The 19,340-nt window shown below is 41.8% G+C and carries 20 protein-coding genes and 1 pseudogene; 3 read left to right on the top strand and 18 right to left on the bottom strand.

Features of this window, described 5'->3' with window-relative positions; translation table 11 throughout:
• The first annotated feature begins 147 nt into the window (after positions 1-147).
• Both JFY49_RS06650 and JFY49_RS06645 read left to right on the top strand, forming a co-directional pair.
• Positions 148-1,659, top strand: coding sequence for an aldehyde dehydrogenase family protein (locus JFY49_RS06650; RefSeq protein WP_086195078.1), 1,512 nt, complete (start codon positions 148-150; stop codon positions 1,657-1,659).
• A gap of 144 nt (positions 1,660-1,803) precedes the next feature.
• Entirely contained in the window at positions 1,804-2,523 is a 720-nt protein-coding gene (locus tag JFY49_RS06645; protein ID WP_200224580.1) for a glutamine amidotransferase, read from the top strand.
• 65 nt (positions 2,524-2,588) lie between these two features.
• Here the strand turns inward: JFY49_RS06645 and JFY49_RS06640 are convergent.
• The 17 genes and pseudogenes from JFY49_RS06640 to JFY49_RS06560 all read right to left on the bottom strand — a co-directional run.
• A pseudogene (locus JFY49_RS06640) lies at positions 2,589-2,657 on the bottom strand (polyisoprenoid-binding protein); the annotation flags it as partial.
• 119 nt (positions 2,658-2,776) lie between these two features.
• Positions 2,777-3,289, bottom strand: coding sequence for a hypothetical protein (locus JFY49_RS06635; protein WP_200224579.1), 513 nt, complete (start codon positions 3,287-3,289; stop codon positions 2,777-2,779).
• Positions 3,289-3,585: a DUF6527 family protein gene (locus tag JFY49_RS06630; RefSeq protein WP_200224578.1), complete on the bottom strand. Its 297-nt coding sequence runs from the start codon at positions 3,583-3,585 to the stop codon at positions 3,289-3,291. Before JFY49_RS06630 ends, JFY49_RS06635 begins: the two co-directional genes overlap by 1 nt.
• The gene (locus tag JFY49_RS06625) at positions 3,586-4,092 is read right to left on the bottom strand and encodes a lysozyme (protein ID WP_200224577.1); all 507 of its coding nucleotides are present in this window, start codon (positions 4,090-4,092) and stop codon (positions 3,586-3,588) included.
• Entirely contained in the window at positions 4,076-4,336 is a 261-nt protein-coding gene (locus tag JFY49_RS06620; protein WP_200224576.1) for a holin, read from the bottom strand. The genes JFY49_RS06625 and JFY49_RS06620 overlap by 17 nt, the downstream gene beginning before the upstream one ends.
• Before the next feature lie 78 nt (positions 4,337-4,414).
• Positions 4,415-4,594, bottom strand: a complete 180-nt coding sequence (locus JFY49_RS06615) for a hypothetical protein (RefSeq protein WP_200224575.1) — start codon at positions 4,592-4,594, stop codon at positions 4,415-4,417.
• Positions 4,594-8,586: a host specificity protein J gene (locus JFY49_RS06610; RefSeq protein ID WP_200224573.1), complete on the bottom strand. Its 3,993-nt coding sequence runs from the start codon at positions 8,584-8,586 to the stop codon at positions 4,594-4,596. Before JFY49_RS06610 ends, JFY49_RS06615 begins: the two co-directional genes overlap by 1 nt.
• 50 nt (positions 8,587-8,636) lie before the next feature.
• A complete protein-coding gene (locus JFY49_RS06605; RefSeq protein ID WP_200224572.1) occupies positions 8,637-9,275 on the bottom strand; it encodes a tail assembly protein in 639 nt (212 codons plus the stop codon).
• Positions 9,268-10,014: a C40 family peptidase gene (locus JFY49_RS06600; protein ID WP_200224571.1), complete on the bottom strand. Its 747-nt coding sequence runs from the start codon at positions 10,012-10,014 to the stop codon at positions 9,268-9,270. Before JFY49_RS06600 ends, JFY49_RS06605 begins: the two co-directional genes overlap by 8 nt.
• Positions 10,015-10,140: 126 nt before the next feature.
• Positions 10,141-10,929 (bottom strand): phage minor tail protein L, encoded by a 789-nt coding sequence (locus tag JFY49_RS06595; protein ID WP_200224268.1) that lies wholly within the window; start codon positions 10,927-10,929, stop codon positions 10,141-10,143.
• The gene (locus JFY49_RS06590; protein ID WP_200224570.1) at positions 10,913-11,842 is read right to left on the bottom strand and encodes a phage tail protein; all 930 of its coding nucleotides are present in this window, start codon (positions 11,840-11,842) and stop codon (positions 10,913-10,915) included. The genes JFY49_RS06595 and JFY49_RS06590 overlap by 17 nt, the downstream gene beginning before the upstream one ends.
• Before the next feature lie 189 nt (positions 11,843-12,031).
• The gene (locus tag JFY49_RS06585) at positions 12,032-12,265 is read right to left on the bottom strand and encodes a hypothetical protein (protein WP_200224569.1); all 234 of its coding nucleotides are present in this window, start codon (positions 12,263-12,265) and stop codon (positions 12,032-12,034) included.
• A 52-nt stretch (positions 12,266-12,317) separates the two neighbouring features.
• Positions 12,318-12,659, bottom strand: coding sequence for a phage tail protein (locus tag JFY49_RS06580; protein ID WP_200224568.1), 342 nt, complete (start codon positions 12,657-12,659; stop codon positions 12,318-12,320).
• Positions 12,656-16,621: a tape measure protein gene (locus JFY49_RS06575; RefSeq protein ID WP_200224567.1), complete on the bottom strand. Its 3,966-nt coding sequence runs from the start codon at positions 16,619-16,621 to the stop codon at positions 12,656-12,658. The genes JFY49_RS06580 and JFY49_RS06575 overlap by 4 nt, the downstream gene beginning before the upstream one ends.
• A gap of 69 nt (positions 16,622-16,690) precedes the next feature.
• On the bottom strand, positions 16,691-17,248 hold the full coding sequence (locus JFY49_RS06570) for a hypothetical protein (protein WP_200224565.1): 558 nt from the start codon (positions 17,246-17,248) through the stop codon (positions 16,691-16,693).
• Between the two features lie 88 nt (positions 17,249-17,336).
• Positions 17,337-18,368 carry an ORF6N domain-containing protein gene (locus tag JFY49_RS06565; RefSeq protein ID WP_200224564.1) on the bottom strand — a complete coding sequence of 344 codons (1,032 nt, stop codon included), beginning with the start codon at positions 18,366-18,368 and terminating at the stop codon, positions 17,337-17,339.
• Positions 18,369-18,447: 79 nt separating this feature from the next.
• Positions 18,448-18,603 (bottom strand): Arc family DNA-binding protein, encoded by a 156-nt coding sequence (locus JFY49_RS06560; RefSeq protein WP_200224563.1) that lies wholly within the window; start codon positions 18,601-18,603, stop codon positions 18,448-18,450.
• A gap of 118 nt (positions 18,604-18,721) precedes the next feature.
• Here JFY49_RS06560 and JFY49_RS06555 point away from each other — a divergent pair, with 118 nt between their 5' ends.
• A complete protein-coding gene (locus tag JFY49_RS06555; protein WP_200224562.1) occupies positions 18,722-19,084 on the top strand; it encodes an Arc family DNA-binding protein in 363 nt (120 codons plus the stop codon).
• Here the strand turns inward: JFY49_RS06555 and JFY49_RS06550 are convergent.
• Positions 19,081-19,320, bottom strand: a complete 240-nt coding sequence (locus JFY49_RS06550; RefSeq protein WP_200224560.1) for a hypothetical protein — start codon at positions 19,318-19,320, stop codon at positions 19,081-19,083. The two genes, JFY49_RS06555 and JFY49_RS06550, sit on opposite strands and share 4 nt — an antisense overlap.
• Positions 19,321-19,340 lie beyond the last annotated feature (20 nt).

Raw genomic sequence — 19,340 nt, 5'->3', positions numbered from 1 at the left:
TGGATTGAAAAGATTGTAAACCTTCTTGTATCCAACCTTTCTCCAACCTTATTCAGGTTATGCTAATCATATAATGTACACAAGTACCTTATATACCAAAGCTGTAGATACGGTTTTAAGACACTAAAATAAGCAAAGGAAATACATATGCGTTACGTCGATCCTAATCAACCTGGTTCAAAAGTTCAGTTTAAAGCCCAATATGAAAACTTCATTGGTGGACAATGGGTAGCTCCTGTCAAAGGAGAATACTTTGACAATATTTCGCCTGTAGATGGCAAAGCCTTCACCAAAGTTCCACGTTCTAGCGTTGAAGATATTGAGCTTGCTCTTGATGCTGCACATAAAGCCAAAGCACAATGGAACAAGTCATCGCCAACCACCCGTTCAAATATCCTGTTAAAAATTGCCGACCGTTTAGAAGCCAATCTGGAACTTTTGGCAGTTGCTGAAACTTGGGATAATGGTAAGCCGATTCGTGAAACCCTGGCTGCTGATATTCCTTTGGCGATTGATCATTTCCGCTATTTTGCCGGCTGTATCCGTGCACAAGAAGGTGGCATTTCAGAAATCGATGAAGATACTATTGCCTACCATTTTCATGAACCTTTAGGTGTGGTCGGACAAATCATTCCGTGGAACTTCCCGATTTTAATGGCAACTTGGAAACTGGCACCGGCTCTGGCTGCAGGTAACTGTATTGTTTTAAAACCGGCTGAACAAACACCGGTCAGTATTCTGGTACTGGTTGAACTGATTCAGGACCTGTTGCCTGCAGGTGTATTAAACATTGTGAATGGTTATGGCGTTGAAGTGGGCCGCCCATTGGCTACCAACCCACGTATTGCCAAAATTGCATTTACTGGCTCAACAGCTGTCGGTCAGCAGATCATGCAATATGCCACTGAAAATATTATTCCGGTAACCTTAGAGCTAGGTGGTAAATCACCAAACATTTTCTTTGAAGATGTCATGGCGCAACAAGATGACTACCTAGAAAAAGCACTGGAAGGCTTTACCATGTTTGCCCTGAACCAAGGGGAAATCTGTACCTGTCCATCACGTGCTTTGGTTCAGGAAAGTATTGCCGACCAGTTCCTGGAACTTGCAGTAGAACGTGTGAAACGCATTAAAACCGGTCATCCACTCGATACAGAAACGATGATTGGGGCACAGGCTTCTCAAGAACAGCAAGACAAGATTTTGGGATGTATCGCAACCGGCCGTGGAGAAGGTGCTCAACTATTGACGGGTGGGGAAGCACGTCATGAAGTTGGCCAAGGTTTTTACATTGAACCAACCATTTTCAAAGGCACCAATAACATGAGAACGTTCCAAGAAGAAATTTTTGGACCAGTACTTGCAGTGACCACCTTTAAAGATTTTGATGATGCCATCAAAATTGCCAACGATACCATTTATGGTTTAGGTGCAGGTGTCTGGTCACGTTCAGCGCATACGTCATATCGTGCAGGCCGTGCGATTGAAGCAGGTCGTGTATGGACCAACTGTTATCATATCTACCCTGCACATGCCGCATTCGGTGGTTATAAAAAATCAGGTATTGGACGTGAAAACCACAAGATGATGCTGGATCATTATCAGCAAACCAAAAACTTGTTGGTCAGCTATGCCACCAAGCCAATGGGCTTCTTCTAACATAACCTTGTATAAAGAATATCAAAAGCGAACTTCGGTTCGCTTTTTTTGCTTTAAATTGCAAACAATCCACAGAGAAATCTTCATTTTTCTGGCTATTCAGGCTAAATTGCTCTTATTCCTGCCCTCTTAGAAAAATAGTATATGACTACAGCATCTCCAGACTTTCCCGACACCATTTATGCCATTCAACATCTTGCCTTTGAAGACCTGGGGGCATTTGAAGATGTGTTCTATCAACTGGGTTTCCGGGTTCGTTATTTTGAAGCCGGTGTAGATGATTTAACCAAAGCATTTCAGCATAAAGGCTTGACCATTGTTTTAGGTGGACCGATTGGAGTGTATGAAACGGATGACTACCCTTTCTTACAACAAGAAATAGACTTACTCAAAGTTCGCTTAAAAGAAAACTTGCCAACTTTAGGTATCTGTCTGGGTGCTCAACTCATTGCCCATGCCTTGGATGCCAAAGTTTATGCAGGCCATCAAAAAGAGATTGGCTGGAGCCAACTCAGCATTACAGATAGTGCAAATAATCTGCTTGAGCCATTAACAGGAACTGCTGTATTGCACTGGCATGGCGATACCTTCGATTTGCCTGAACAGGCTACATTATTAGCAGGTTCAGAGATTTATCCTCATCAGGCATTTTCTGTGGGGAAAAATATTCTGGCCTTACAATTTCATCTTGAAGTCGCCCCAGAAAGTCTGGAAAAATGGCTGATTGGCCATACCTGTGAATTAAGAAAAGCCAACATTAATATTCCAGCTTTGCGGGCCGACAATCAGCGCCATGCCGCTGCATTAACATTGCAGGCACAGGCTGTATTGCAGGCATATCTCAAACAGATTTCAGCAATTTAAAGTAAAATTTCAATCACTAAAAAAAGCACCCTCTCAAGGGTGCTTTTTTATTAACCAATTCAAGCTTATTTTTTCGCAGGAACTGAAGCTTCAGTGGTAATGTTTACTGTGATTTTATCACCCACATTTGGTAGGTTATATTTTATTATATAAAACAAGTAATTACATAACATTGGTGTAGACTTGGTGTTTTTATTAAGTTATCCACAGGTAAATGGAAGCTTATTAATTCTATTATAACCTAAAAAAAACCTCACTTGAGGGCTTTATCTTCCGGCCAAACTTCACTTAATCTTTCGACATCAATTGCGTGGCCATCTGCTTTTTCTGCCATGCTTCGATATTCTGCTGTGCATGCTTCGAGTAGCTCATTGTTGGTAACGGTGTACTCAATAATGGTTTCTTTGGAAGCTGTGGACAAATGTTTGTTGGCTTCACTGAGTTGCTTTGACAGCCCACTAGCAGCCAGGTCAGCACTACGAGCGGAAGCATTCGCATCTTGTATTTTTTTAATCGCATTTTGTTCTACCTCAATATATTTATCTGACCAGGCTTTTTCAGTGATGGCTTTCTGTTCTTGGGCTTTTACTATCGAATCTCGATAAGGCTTAATTGCTTTAGCCACATGTGCATCGCATGCGGTTTCAGCATCCTGAAGCTTCCCGGACAAATGATTTGTGTAAGCGATTTGCCCAACCCATAAAAAAGAAAGGATCGCAATTGCGACCCAGTATTTGAATTTCCATAAGACTAAGAGTATTGGCATTAGAATTCCTCCACTGGCAGTAAATCAACGGTTTTACCAGCTAAACTGTGATTACAATCAGATAAGAATTGAATCTTCCCGTCAGTGATAAATGAGTGACATTGGCTTGGATGACCTTGATTTACCATCAATGATGGGGTGAATGTTGGTTTCTCTAAATCGCCATTAAAATCCCAACAAATTTTATGTTTTGGATCAACATGGAATGGATGCAAGGTTTTACAACCAGGGCATTCAATAAAATAAATACCGTTAGACTCAAGAAGCACATTGCTAACTTTTTTAAATTCACTCATCTACTGCGCTCCCATACATTTCGAATGACGCTCAACCTGCCGAGTCCAAACACCATAGCAATTGTTGAATCGTACAGAGCAATCACGTTTGGCCACGTTCTTCCACTTCAACAATGAATCACAAGCCTGCTTGTACTTCCCGGCTTTTAAATTTCGAAGCATGGAGGATTGATTCCAGTTGGCTTGGCCAAAGTTGTATGTGAAGTCCAGATAGGTGTCATATTCAACTTGAGACAATTTCACGCCATGCAGTGATTTTCGGAAAGCAATCTCGTCTTTGGCCACATGCGCTTTTGCCCACTCCTGGGCAACTTTTCGTGTGATTGGCGGATCAGTCATTTTGAGGGGCTGGCCATTGGGTTTTACGGTTGAGCCGATGCCTTGAGTGACTACTCCACCACCATCTTTATAGGGTTTTGCCGAATAGCCTTCGTGTATTTCTAAACCCGTAAAAAAAGCAGCCGAAGCTGCCAATAATGCGACTGAGATTTTAGTCTTGTTTTGCATCACACTTTCCTTCAAGGCTGCCTAAATAAGCCTTATGTTCAATTTCATCTCGTTTATCTTTCTTTTTGGCGAAGTACCAGTTCATTAAAAAACCACCCATAGCAATGCTGATACTGATCCAAAAACCCCAATCAATCGTTCCCATCCAAGCTGAAATTCCAGCCACACCCGAACCTGCATACGTTGCCGCTTTACTCGCAGCGATTGCAGCGGATGCATCCACAATTTGCTGATTATCAGACACGTTACCCCCTAATTTTTGGCAATAAAAAAGCACCCTGAGAAACACTGTTTCGCAAGGTGCTATTAATCGATCAAATCGTTAAAACAACTTATAAAGTTGTCGATCTATAACATGGTACTGCGCGGCAGAAACTTGAGATTCAACCCGTATCACGTCTTGAGTTGTTTCTAGGTGAATCGTCTTCACCAGGAACTCAGGACATTCAACAATATTCTCAATTTTCCCTGTTGCCACATCAAACACTGCAAAATAAGCCATCATTTCCTCATTGTCATTGCGTGAATATAACGCTGTGAAACATTGACGCTGCCACCTGAAGTTGATTTCAACTGCAACTGGAATGCGCCTGCGATTCCTGTTGAGTCATGACGTGAAATATTCAAGGTTCCCGCACTTCGTGCGCTGCCCCGAATTTCAACATCATGTCTATGGATACCATCAAGCCCCATCGTTACAGAGCCATCTAAATTTAAGCTATGCGTGTGTGCTCCTGTAAATCCAGTACTACCACTGTAGTTATGACTGTGTGATGAATTTGAAACACCACTAATTGATGTATTGCCTGTTGATCCACTGAACGAGTGGTTGTGACCACCAGCACTACTTGTACTGCCTGTCAAATTCATTGTCATACCATGTTGGTGCTGCCCGCTGTTACTTGAGGTCACACCGACAGAAGCATAATCAATGAAATGAACCTCCAAATCTTCAAAGACCACATTGCCATTCTTCAACACACGACAAAGCAATCGTTGCTGTGACGTATAAGAACTAAAGCTAAATACTGCACCAAAAGTCAAAATGGTATGCCCCATATCAGAGGGCACATTCAAGGTTTGAATGGTGGCGTATTCACTCCCAACAGCCACAGAGATTTCAGCAAAAGCCGAGACTGGAACGGTTACAGCATTGTCTTGAATCTTCAGAGTATCCACGGCCAAATCAGCAATCTTGGCACCAGTCACGGCAAGGTTATCAATTTTGGCAGTCGTTACCGCTAAACTGTCAATTTTGGCTGCCTTCACTGCGAGATCTTCAATATGTGAAGTTTTCACAGACTGATAATCCATCATTGCCGATTTTAAATATGCGGATACAGGGAACACCGTGCCCGTTAAAGGATCAGTGAATGGCGTATTTCTAAAGATAAATGGGTAATACCCAGCACTATTTCCGCTGCCAATCGCAAATGAATCAAAGTTCAGAATGAAATCCGATTCTTTACCTGTGTTGGTCCCACCCCAACCTGCAACTTTGCCATTTACATCAAGCTTGATGTACTTCTGAGCATACAATCCATTGACAGACAATGAGACTTCTTGAATTGAAGCCAGATTCTCATTCACTTGGGTTTGTACTGTTTCAGTCCGCTGTGCTTGCGATATATCTCCTTCAATTCGCGCAGATTGTTCTGACCACACACCGGCATAGCCTGCTTCACTACCGATCAAATCAGATTCTGATCCGATCATCGGTGGGTTCACCTGGGCAAACACACCATCAATTTTTGATGATAATGCTCCTTGCTCGGTTGTTAAGGTTTCAACTTCTTCAACCACAGCAGCAACTGCTTGATCATTACTGACTTTGTAAATGGTCAACTGATTCAATACGTCCTGATCACCTGACTGGCGTTCAGTACGCTCTTGTGTCAAACCATCTTCAACGTTCTGTACTGCTTGAACAATGTCGGCAATATCACCATCAACGGTATCAATGCGGTCAATCTTGGTTTGCAGGTCTTGATGTAGCTGCGAATCAGTAATCTTGCCCGATAAAATATCCAGCACATCGGAAGCATCCGCTGAAGTGGTCGCATGCGTCCAGTCCGACCAATCGCCAATATTGCCAATCCGATCAATCAATCGAGCTTGATAATATTGGGTTAAATTCGGCTGTAAACCTTGAATCGTATGGGCATTGGTTGGATAGGCAAACTGCCCCAACACCGCAATATTGCTTTGACCATCGGGTGAAACTCGAATCTCGGTATAAGCCGTATCCAAAGCCCCAACCGCTGGAAAGCCCCAGTTCAATTGCATACCAAACAAAATGCCTGTTGCACTGATATAAGCCAGCTTTGGTGGTTTTCCTGCTTTACCTTTCAATGCTGTCAGATTTGAATATGTTGGCAAAGAAGCCACATCATACGCAGACAATGCAATCACACGCGCTTCATAGTTGCCCGCATAAATACCCTGAACTTCTACTGAATTACTGCCTGTGATTGGCAATTTAATCCACGAGCCATCATCTTTGCGCCATTCAACTTGATACTTGGTTGCACCTTGTGCCTGATCCCAAGCAATCACCATTGTTTCAATAGATAATCCTTGTTGAACCATGGTTTCAGATGAAATTAAAACATTGGTGACTGGCGCCTGAACGGTGGGATTAATAATGGAAATCGGACGATCATCAATGAATGCGCCGAAATCAATAGCATCATATTTTGATGATTCATATTGCAAAGCAGTGATTGAAAACTGATGTTTGTCATCTTGAGTAATACTCATGACGCGAAACTTCATCGTTTTTAAATCTTGAGCATCAACGACCCAAACATTTTCCGCAGCCACAGAATCAAACGCCAATGTAACTGTGACTTTGCGTCCAATTTTTGATGACACGATTCGAGTTTGCGCTTTACCATCTTCACCGTTTACAACCAGTCGATCACCCGCACGACACACCACATCATCACGATCAATCGTAATGGTTTTTAGATCAGCGCTGACAGCAGAGATACGTCCACCATTTGCACGGCCAGCTAACAACTCGTCTGCAACCTCAATCACTTTACCTGGTAATGGAATATAGCCATCTAAACCAACTTTAAATGTGACAGTTCGAGTTTCAAGTTGTTCTGTTTTTAGCGCCCACTGCCCTGTGCGCTGTGCTTGTCCTTCCGATGTGCAGCCCCATGCCTCTAACTCAAGTAATTTGACTGCACCTCGATCGCGTGCAATAGCTGCTTCATCTCGCACAAAGACATATTCGGTCTTATAGCGATTTTGTGGATTATCCCAAGCAACTTTGACTGCATTGTGACGGTCACGCGCACGGGTGCCTGAATATTCAAAATGCCCATCAATCACATTGGCGCGAGTGTAAGTGAAATAAGTATCTTGTGGTAAATCAGCATCACATACGATTGAATTGCCGTCCCAATATGAAATCGCACGGAATACGCCTGCTAGTTTGCTTAAAATATCAAAAGCAGATTCAGCACTTTGAATATACACATTGCAGGTAAAACGCGGCTCCTGACCACCTTTGCCGTCTGGCACTAACTGATCGCAGTATTGAGCTAAACGATATAAAGACCATTTATCAATCATTTGCTCGGTTAAACGGTTGCCAAGCGCATATCGCTTATTGGTGCATAGGTCATAGTAAATCCAAGCTGGATTATTACTATAAGCACGTTTAAATGTACCATCCCATATACCGATGTAAGTTCGGCTTACTGGATCATAGTTGCTTGGCACTTTGATCTTTACGCCCTTTAGGTCAACTGCAATTTTAGCAATATTCGAGAATGTTTCAGCATCATATTGCACGCCAATCACTGCGGTATTTGGGTATGTAAGTTTAAGATCGATAACTTCAGTAATGGCCTGAATATACATCTTATCGCTGACATATTCAGAGCTCGAATTTGGTGTTTTACGTGTGACGCGAATCAACCAATTATTATTGGCTTTTGGCAAGCCGATACGGTGAGTACGCTCATAATTTGCTGAAGTTTTTCCTGACATTTTGGTGTCAAGCATTAACTCCCATGCCCCTCCGTCAGTTTGTACTTCAATCGAGTAATCAATAACAATACCTGAGACATCGCCATTGCTTGGGTCTTGCTTTTTTAAAGCCCCAAAACGCACCCTCACAATTACGGCATCGAGATTGAGATTGGTAATCCCTTTAACCCAAGGCGTATCACTTTTAAGCTCAACTCCAACAGCAGCTTCAGAAGCAATGCTTTCAAAGCCTTCCATGTATGTCTGATCATTAGTGCCTGAGCGAAAATCTAGGGTGACATCTTGAAAGTTTCTTGCGCCGCTATCGCTTTCAACTGGCGTGTCATCAAGAAAGATTGATTTAAGGCCATTTGCTAAACCCTCAACCTCCCCTTCGCTCATGCCATATTGTAAACGTGCATAGGTTTTTGAAGCGGTTGTATCGTTTGCAATTTTGGGTTGTCTTTGGCTTTTGCTACCGCCTTTTGCGCCTTTAATTACTGCGTTCATACTCATCCTTAGACAATAAAAAAGGCGCTCATTGCGCCTGTGTTTTTAAATTATTTCTTTCCACCGCTGCTGCCGCCACCTGTAAAACCAGCATCCGCAGAGCTAAAAGTATCTACTGCAAATTGACCAGCGTTTATAATGAATCCACCGACTTCACGCTGACCATAAAGAATCGGAACTGGATTTCCTTGTGCGATCGTTGTAACTGCACCACCAAAGCCCTTATTAGCCCTGTTTCCATCTTGGTTTTGATCTCCCTCGTCCATCTTTGGCATCATCATTTGAGCAATACCACCGACCATCATTCCGATACCGGCACCAATTAAAGCCGCGCCTAAAGGTGCACCACCACCAAGAGTACCAATGGCAACAAGAACACCAACTACCACCAAAACAGCACCCAGAATTGTTTGCAACACTCCATTGCCACCCGCGCCGATGACTTTAGGTACGATCTTGATAACTTTGGCACCAGTCTCAAAGTCGATCTGATCCTCACTGATATTTTCATCATCTTGAAAGACAGCAAAGGCAAGACCTTGCTCATGAGCTGTTAGCATGAATTGCTCAAAGCCGGGCACTTGTATTGATAGCGCTTTTACAGCCTCGCGGGTGCTTTCAACAGCTAGATGAAATTCTTTACCAAACTTCTTTCCTAGTACGCCATATAATTTGATCGTTTTAAGCATTCTTATGCCTCACAATTTTGACAACACGCTCTTGCCATTGCTGACCAAAGATTTCACGAACAGATTTACGGCCATACGGGTGATGTAGGATTAATGGTCCACCAAAACAACTTGTGCTTTCTTCTGACTTTAATTGCCACTGATCACCCAGCCAAATCACAGCATGATTCGGGTGTTCTGTGCGACCAACATTACACACCAACATGTCACCATACTGAGGTTCTTTGACTTCATAAAATCCAGCTTCATCTAAATTTTCCAAATAAAGGGATTTGTGGTTTTTATCACTCCACCAATCATCTTTACGCTCGAAATCAATCAACTGAATACCCAACTCACGATTATAAAAATCACGAATTATTGAATAGCAATCTTGGTATCCATGGTGGTAATCACGGCCAATGAGTGGCGCTTTATAGCCACATGGTTTATAGACTTGGAAATCTACTTCAGGCCAAGCACAAATTACCCAAGGCTTTTCATGAAGTTCAATTTGCAGTAAATCTAAATCCGAAGCACGTGTTGTAGCATTGGGATGTGAATGTACATAGGCTTGAATCTCACCTTGATCTTCAGCATGCGCCAAGTCTTCATGATGAATTTCAAACTGATCTTTATTGTCTGAAATATTGCGACATGGAATATATGTCTTATTCACAATCACACCGCAGCATTCATCTGGATAAACTTCAGCAGCATGCGCCTGGATTGCTTTTTTAAGTTTTGCGGTTAGTTTCATAGAATGCCTCTATTTTTGAGCACTTATCGCATTGATGCTGTATTTGTGGCGGGCATGAAGTTAATACAATTCCAGTGGGCTTAAATACACCACCACATAAACAATATTTTTTATTTAATTTCATTTTTACACCATTGAGGATGCAGGGAATCCACCAAAATGAAGCTCATTCTCTCGACAACGACAGCCTGACGTTCTGTAGTTACATCGATCTAAAGCAGGGTTGTCTGTCGGTTCGTCTTTTTCAGTAAACATTGCAGATCCGATGTAGCCACATTCTTCACTTCGATATTCCCAATTGCAGTAATTTGAGATTTGTCGCGTTGGTATTTTTAGCCCTTCAAAATCCACTGGATTAGAAAGTTCAAACGTCACTTGCTGAGAATTTTCAGAAGTCTTTTGCTCAATGAACCAAATTTGCTCCCGCTTCTCGCTTGGATTAGCTGTGGCATTGCCAGAACTAAAGTTTTCAGCATCCAGATATTTAGCCAGCGTGGTAATGACTTTGAGTTTTGCTCCTGCAAAGTCGCCAAACTGTAAGCAGTAAATAGACACAGCGCCTTGAATGCCGCCAATATTGTTCTCCATGCTTAAAGTTGGCGCTGAAGCTTTACCATCTGAGCGCATCTCAAGACCCGACACTTCAAGCGCCATCGGCTCGAAAGTTTCACCTTGCCAAATGATGTTGCGATACCATGTTTTTGATTCAGCACTTTCAAACACTTCACCAATTAATTGAGCTGTATCCCCGAGCAACCCGTCTGATCCGATATAGCTGTAAATACGCTCCCAATCTTCATAAGAGATATGACCATGAAAACGTAAAATGCCCGCACCTAAAGTACGAGCATCCAGTTCAAACAGCGTGATCAGACCATCTACATAGAGTTTCTGAAAATCACTGTTCAGTGTCATTGTATGACTCCATTACTGTAGCAACCGCTTCAGCCAAACCAGTGGGTTGAAAGTCAGGTGGTGCAATTGGTTCAGGGATTTCGATTTCAGGTTGTGGCAACTCTTGCAATCGTAAGTCAATCCAACGATTTTCAGTAATATCAATTGGATTTTCCAAATCAGTAACAATAGAGACAGTTTCAAAATCAAACTTTTTCTTATATGTTTTTACTGAAATATCACCATTCTCAAGTGTTTTGTAAATCACTGAAAATAAAACGTTGCCGTTTGCATCTTTCGGGGTTTCGATATACCAACCTTCTTGCGCAAAACCTGTCGAGCCCTTAATTAAATAATTACCTGTGCCGAGTTTTTCAAAAACAATTTCTTGTTTTTGAGCTTCATCATTCAGCTCGATTTTTTCAGAAAACAGTTTAACAATTGGAGAGGCTGCTTTAATGAAACCGTTTGAATCGACAGTGGTATTGTATTGCCCATATAATTTTTGTACTGCCGTATAAGAGTTGTCTTTCTTAAATCTATATACAACAGAAGGACTAGTATCAAGATCAATAACCCCAATCTGAAAACCAAAACTCTGCGATACATAAGGAATATTTACTCCCGCTGAGTATCTGCCCAAAAATTGATCTATAGCGGATGCATTACATAAAAATGAACCACCCGCTTCACCATTAAAACTGTTTTGAATTGCATTCCCACCCAACCCAAACGCCCCAACCCCCATCACATTGCCCGCTTGAGTACCTGTGTTTTTAAAAGCAGCAGTACCCAGTTTATTTAAATTAGTTCCATCGCCAAGATAGTTATACAGCTCATTGTCATTTGCTTGCAGTTTTGCCGAGCCTGTTCGAAAAGTATCACCACCTGCGCCAGTAGGTGCTGTGCCTTGATTAATAACTTGCTTAGCCATAATAATTCCTGATTTTTTAAAATTAAGTTGTTGCTGGTATGCGGTTGCCCAGTAGGCCTTCGGATGAGCCGATCAGGTAGATAGTTGAACCAGTGAGCGGTCCTTTATCTGTACTACCCTGGGCGATCCGAGTCGTTGGTGGTGTATGAAGCCCACCTGCTAGTACTGTTGTTCTACTCATGGATTGTCCTACGTTGAAATGGCGACAATGACTTCATCGTAATGTGCAGCCCAAGCCCACATGGCACCAAGGCTACCATCGGTATAAATCTGCATGTCCTGATGGTAGATCGTCAGATCAGTCGGTTGAGTCGATGAAAAAGCAAAACGGACCAGACCGCCCATTGACTGCATGTAAGCTGGAAAGTTTCCGTCCGAAATTTTCTGAGGTGTACGATTTAGTGTTTTCTTTACTGTAGGCATCGTTTTTTCTCACAAAAAAGCCCCAACATGTGGGGCGTGAAATTGATTTAAATCAAGGGTAAAAGACTTGGGTAAAGGTTGTGGAGATTCGCCACACTAAACCTCCCACTTTTGAGATTTGGTATTCGCCAGCTTTTACTCTCACTTCACCATCAAGTAGCGAATCCCATAAAAATGAATCCGCACCTTTATGTGCATCAAAAAAGGCTTTGATTGCTAAAATCTCATCCTTCTTTGCTGTGCGTTGATATGGCCATTGCCCAGATCTATTGTTAATACCAACCGAGATATTTTGCTCATAACCATCACCAAATTTGCTCGAAAGCGTATTGAATGATGAAGTTTGAGCATTACCCTCTAAGTCTTGGCACCATGTGAATTTTTGATTGCTCATTTAGATAACAGACCTCCTTGGCGTTGCTCTCTGCGAATCACAGCCAGAGTCATATTTTCCATCATTTTCCCTAATTGCTTTGCATCATATTCACTAGTTGCAGATCCATCAGACGCAATATGAATGGTTTGCGTGTAATAAACATCCCCGCCACCTGAGCTAGAGCTATTACCACCACCCGGATTAATCGCACTCACAGCCCCCATACCAACACGGTGAGTATCTGCAACCAGTCCACCCGTCGCATAACCTCGACGAATCGACTTTCGCAAATCCTCAAATCCTTGTGGACCACCTAGAGCTTTAACTTCCTCTTGGGTTAAAACACCTTCACCTTTATGGACGACGCCTGCTGGTTCGTATTTACCACCGTGACCTGTGTAGCCACCGTTGGCGAAGCCTTTAGGGGTAGCAGCCTGAATCAATGCCACAAATGTACCTTGATCCAGTGTTGCTTTTGCAGCAGCACCAATCTTTTGCCATACAGTACCCGGCTCATTCGCATAAGCATCAGATGCAGACTTCCAGACGTTCATACCTACCTGAGCTAGCGCGAATGCCTGTTGTGCGCCATATAAAGCACGATATGCTGATGATGACTCGCCAAGCATTGCGCCAAACATTCCTGAAAGCGCGCCTGTCACTTGCTGACCGTAGCCAAGTTGAAGGCTATACGATGATGCTTGATAATCCGACTCAATAGCCGTCATCCGATTATGATGCTCTTGCCAAATCGCTTCACGTTGCGCTGCAAGCTCCTGCATGTTGGCATTAGGGTCTTGGGCAGCTTGATCTACCTGACTCATTTGTGCATCAAATACATCCTGAGATGCGCCATATCGACCAAATCGCTCTTGCTCTAAACGGTACTGATCGCCAGTGCCGTTCATTTCAGCTTGGATGCCACCCCATTGCTGAACTGCGCTATTTAAACGCTTGCGATTTTCTTCCTCTTGCAAAGCCTTGCTTAAAGCAATTTCGCGCTGTTTCTGCTCTTGGCTTAGCTTGGAGTTTAGAAGGATCTGCTCACGCTCCAAACGATAACGCTCCTGCATAGCTGCGGTTTCGGACATAAAAGCTTCACGCATTTGAAAGAGGCGAGTTTCATAAGCAAGCTTTATTAATGCCTGCTCCTGCTTCAATTGCTCATCAAGCAAAGCAACAGCTTTGTCACGCTGCTCCTTTGTTAACTCTATGTCGCGTGCAGCATAGAATTTCTTTTCATTAAAACTATCTTCCAATAATTGGGATTCAGTTTTTTTGAATGAGCTATAGTCATCAAGCTTTGTTTTGAGCGTATACAGAGCAATTGCGATTTCATTGTCTGCCCGTGATTGATATTCAGCTTTTAGCTTTTCAGCATCTTTAGGGTCAAACTTTGCATCATCAATGCTTTTTAAGTCATCTTTAAGTTTTTCATTGATTCGTTTAACTTCATCGGCAACACCTAATTCAAGTTTCTTTCTTAAATCTGCTTGCTCTTTTAACTTATCCTCAGCATCTTTTAGAACTGAATCAAATTCTTTTGATGTTCCAGAGAATCCATTGAATCCAGCAGCATAAGATTTAACATTTTTTAAATAGTTTTTGGTTTCTTTGAATCCATAAGCAGCACCCGATTGAACATTACCAGGTCCAGCGTTATAAGCCATGATGGCTTTATTTACATCACCTCCAAATTGCTTAATCAGTGCAGACATATATTTAATCATGCCATTGATACTTGATTGTTCATCAAACACATTTACGCCATATTGTTTAGCGGTTGCCGGCATGAATTGAGCCAAACCTCTAGCTCTTTCTCCACTTCGAGTAACAGGACCAACTGCATTTTTATTTCCTTTACTCTCCTGCATAATCATGGCTTCAATTACACCGCTAGGAATACCAGCAGCATTAGCTTTAGCGGAAATATTATACTTAGTGGATAATGCTTGAACTTTTGAGTTCACCTGCATTATTTTCTGCTGTTTCTCTAACTCCTTAGTTTGGTTTTTTGCTGCTTGAGATATTTTTTCTTCAAGGTTTTGGCGTTTTTGCAGAACTAAAAACTGTTCTTGAGCAATTTTTAGCTGCTCTGTACCTAAAGCCTTATCGGTTGGTAGTTTATTTGCCTCCTTGAACTTTTCGACAAAATCAGCCCATTTGGTTCCCCATACATCAGCACTCGCACCAATATTATTAATCCAGATTTTGTTTTTATTATTTTCACTTGTTGCTGTGGACAAAAGTGCTTTTAATTTTTCATCCAAATTCGCAACACCGACGGCTTGATCTTTCAAGTCGCCAGTCGTTTTTTTAGCAGCAGATGCTAACGCCTTTTGAGCAGCCTCAGCTTCTTTCATTTTTGTATTGCTGAACTCATACCCATTAATCAAACCACGAACTTTATTTAATTGATCGATATTTAGGATGTTTAAAGCCTTAATAGACTCGTAATACTCATTGCTAGAAATCTTACCTAGTGAGAACTGAGAGTGTAATTTACTCCAGGTATTGATCTTTTCATCCGAGACCGGTAAAGCCTGCATGAATGATGTTAAATCAGAAGATGCTACTCTAAATTTAAGACTTAAATCTTCTACCTGATCTGACAACGCTTTAGTTTCATTATCCCGTTGAAGTGTATTCAATGCTCGATACTTCACTACCAAGTCATCAACCGATTGACCTTGGATATCAATTGAGGCGGTGGCTTTTTCTGCATTATCACGCATCAATATGTAGCCAGCTGCAACCGTTGCCAGCGTCAAGCCGATCCCTGCGGGGCCGCCCAAAAATCCAAGTAATCCGGCACTAGCCCTGGACATATTTACAGTTGACCCAAAAGCCGCTTTTTCTGCTGCCTCTTGACGGATCACAGCCTGAGTAACTGCATCAGTCGCCATTTTATACTTGGTTGCTGCCGCTGTAGCTCCGAACTTGGCTTGTGTAGCTGCTGCTGTAGCTTGGGTTAAAGCAAGGTGCGCTTTTGCATCATTTACAGCTGCTGTAGCAAGCTTAACCTCTTCAATTGCTTGTGCTTGGGTTGCTGCTCGCTGAGTCAAAGTTGCAGCAATATCGGCTTTAACTGCTACTGTTTTAGTGGCAATCGCAGTTGTGACATAACCAATACCTAAAACAATCGCACCATCAGCAATAAGATCAAGGTTTTCTGCTAGAACTTTAATTGACCCAGCTAGAACAGTTGCAGCACCAGAACCAGATGCAGCTTCACCTGTAAATTTGGTTATGCTATCGCTTAAAACTGTAAGTGACTGCCCGATAGTGACATCAGTTTTATTAAACAACTCATCAACACTATCACCAGCTTTTAAGAGTGCCTTGGTAATAACCTCGCCTGTTAATTTCCCGTCGAGCATCATTTGACGCAGCTCACCGCGTGTAACCCCTAAGCCTTTCGCCATCGCGCTAAGCAAACCACCAGCACCATCAACAAGCGCGTTATATTCCTCGCCACGTAGGATATTTCCATCAAGAGCCTGACCGTACTGAAATAAAGCTCCTGCCGCTGACTCTGTGGTTGATCCGCTGATTGCCACAGCTTTAGAGGTAATTTCAGTTAATCGTGCTGTTTGTTCTTGAGTTAAATTTAAGGTTTTTGCATTTGACATGTATTTGGAATACACATCATTCACAGCACCCCATGAAGATGCGGATTTCTGAGCAATAGCAAAGGTATCTTGCATCGCTTGATTTAGTTCTTGTTGTGAGTTGGTAACAAGCTTCAACTTGTTATTAATACCAGTATAGGTGTCGATTTTATTAATGGCTGCACTAATTGTCACAATACCAGCCATGTACCCAGCCAGCTGGCGAGTCGCCACAGACATTGAATCCATTGATTTAGTGGCGAAATCACCCTTCTTCTCAATGCTTTCCAATTCATTCGCTAAAGCATGTGCATTTCGTTCAGCATTTCTTGAGTCGATTACGATTCTTAATACAGATTCTTGAGCCATTTCACTTTCCTGCGGGCAATAAAAAAGCCCGCAGAATGCGAGCTGTAGACTATATGAAAGAGGGATACCCTATAAGGCATTCCCCTTGTTTGGTTGCTTGGCGTCCACTTTTTCAAGCAAAGCCTTTAGCGTGGTAATCGGCTCAGACGCCACTCCTTTTTCAGAATAAAAGAAACCCTCTCTGTACCCATCCGTTATTGTTGATACTCGGTATTTGATATTTTTAGACTTCACCAACTGGCGCACATAATCCACTGGAACCACTACAAGCGCTGTGGTATTCGCTAAGTTACCTTGTCTACTCACCTTATTTGACAAGATATCAACCTTAAATTCAGATATATCGCCATCAATATTAAAAGATACGGACTTTATGTTTGTGGAGGCGTCACCGTAAAAAACTGCCAACCCTATGCTATCTGGTGCCGCGCTTGTCCATGTTCCACCAAATGAAACAAAACTCAATGTTGTTCTTTTATTGTCAACCCATACACCATAAGGCTTTATAAAGCAGGTAGTTTGATTATCAAACCCACTCACCTTGCAATCTGGCTCATATTTGTTTTTGGCTTGGGCATTTGAAATTGCCATAAATAAACATGCGGAAAATAAAGCAATTTTTTTCATGTGAATACCCTCTTATAAGTAATCACAAGATACTAATTCTCTGGACAAAAAGAAACCGCCACTGGGGCGGTTCACTTAGAAATTAGTATTACTTAACTAAACGATCCATTGCACTTTGCATAATCAATGGAATTTGCTCCTTAGCTACCAAGTCGGTTCGACTTACTAACTCAGGTATATTTTTAGCATCAACCATCACTGCATCTCTTGGCACAAGCTCAAGTGCAAAACCACCTTGATAATTTAATTTGATCATCATTTGCTTGCCCTGAAGAATTCTAGACATCAATGCCTGAGCAATATCTTCAGGATTAAATGCTGGATATTCAGGCATTTTGCCACCTAAACGCTTAACTTCTGATTCCAAGCCTTTATGGTATTCAATCAAGCGATACTGCAATACACCGTGACAATCTTGAATCGCATTCACATCTACGGGTGAGTGGTTTTGAAACTTATCAAATGTAAGGATAAGCCCGTGAACATATTCAACTGCGTCATCAAGTTGATCTAGTGGGATTTCCTCAATGCTTTTCACATTGAACCGCTGCCCAACCATAATATATGCATCTGAAAAATTGATTTTCACACGTGAAACTAAGTTTGATACAGCGTGACGTAGATTTTCGCGGTCCTTTGGAGTGGATTTTGCTTTTTGCTTTGTGTATTCCTGTACAGCAAAATAACAATCTTCCAGTTGCTCAAACACATTCCATGCTTGATTGGTGTCTAGCATCTTGGCGTGTCTAGCAGCTCCGCGTTCAGTCCATAAAATAAGAACACGTACTTTGTTTGAAATTTGTGCGTGAATAATATTCACGAGCAAACTCTGATCACCATCAACACCGCTAAGCAAATCTTGCTCACCTCTTTGAGAGGTTAGCAAATCATTTGCGAGTGACTTTAAGTCACCCACAAAATTTTTCAATTCATCACCCACGATTTTAAAGAAGTGTTTACCTTCAATAAAACGTTCCTTATTACGAGTGTAGTTTTGTTTAATGTTATCAGTGTCAGTACCATAAAACTCAGCAAGCATTGCTGTTGTTAAGACAGGTATGCCTTTATAGCGAGCAACGATATTTGCTTTTTGCGGTTCAATTTGTGCTAAACTTGTCATAAGTCTTCATCCTTAGTGGTGGCAACTAGACCTTGCATTTGATTGGTAGTCGGGCAAGGTTTTTTTGTGCCTGTTGATTTCATGCTTTCGCTTCTTTAGATTGCTCTTTAAGAGTTTTAAAAATTTTCACAATATGGCTATTCAAAGATCTTTCATCTTTTTTCGCCCCTTCTTGCAAAAAATCCTTTATCTCTTGCGGAACCCGAACATTTAATTGCGTAATGTTTTGCTGCATTAGCAACTCCTTACTATTAAAATATTAGCTAATTGCTAACAATATCTAACATAGCAAAAATAAAATCACTGTGTCAATATATTTTGCTAATGAAATGCTAACAATTTTTGGATTACCCATGTCTGACGAAGTTCAATTTAACTTGCGCATACCTGCTGAATTAAAACTTAGAATTGCAGAGGTGGCTAAAACCAATAGTAGATCCATTAATGCAGAAGCTCAGTTGCGTTTAGAGCAGAGCTTTGAGAATACAAAAAGTTACTCAGAAGAAGAATTCGAAAAAGCGGTAAACACCTTCCTTGAGGGGTTCTTTACTGCTAGCGTTCAAGCCTGTCAAATGTCGATAGATCAGCTACACGCCCAGCACGGAGATAATCTTATTGGCGATCAAAAACTATATCTCGAAGCAACCAAGTTGATGCAATCACAGTACAAAAGATACTTAGATAAATTACCAATGTTTAAGAAGAAACCAACCTAAGCTGATTTCTTTTTCATCTTCTTATACGCCTCATCAATAAACCGATTATCCAGATCAAAGATGACCGCATTGAAAATATAACGCTCTACTGGTAGCTCGTATTGCTCACAATAGGCATTAAGGTCGGCAATGCTTAATGCCAATGGTGTGCCTTGCTCATATCTGCGTGAGCGTGAAATGACGTTGTAGGCTTCAATTAAGGCATTGGCTGTATAGCTATACTCAGGCTTTTTCACCTCTTTTGGTGGTTGTCTAC

Origin of the sequence: Acinetobacter sp. CS-2, assembly GCF_016599715.1 — a bacterium.
Taxonomy (GTDB): Bacteria; Pseudomonadota; Gammaproteobacteria; order Pseudomonadales; family Moraxellaceae; genus Acinetobacter.
The sequence above is the reverse complement of the archived record's forward strand: the minus strand, read 5'-3'. Positions and strand labels throughout refer to the sequence as shown.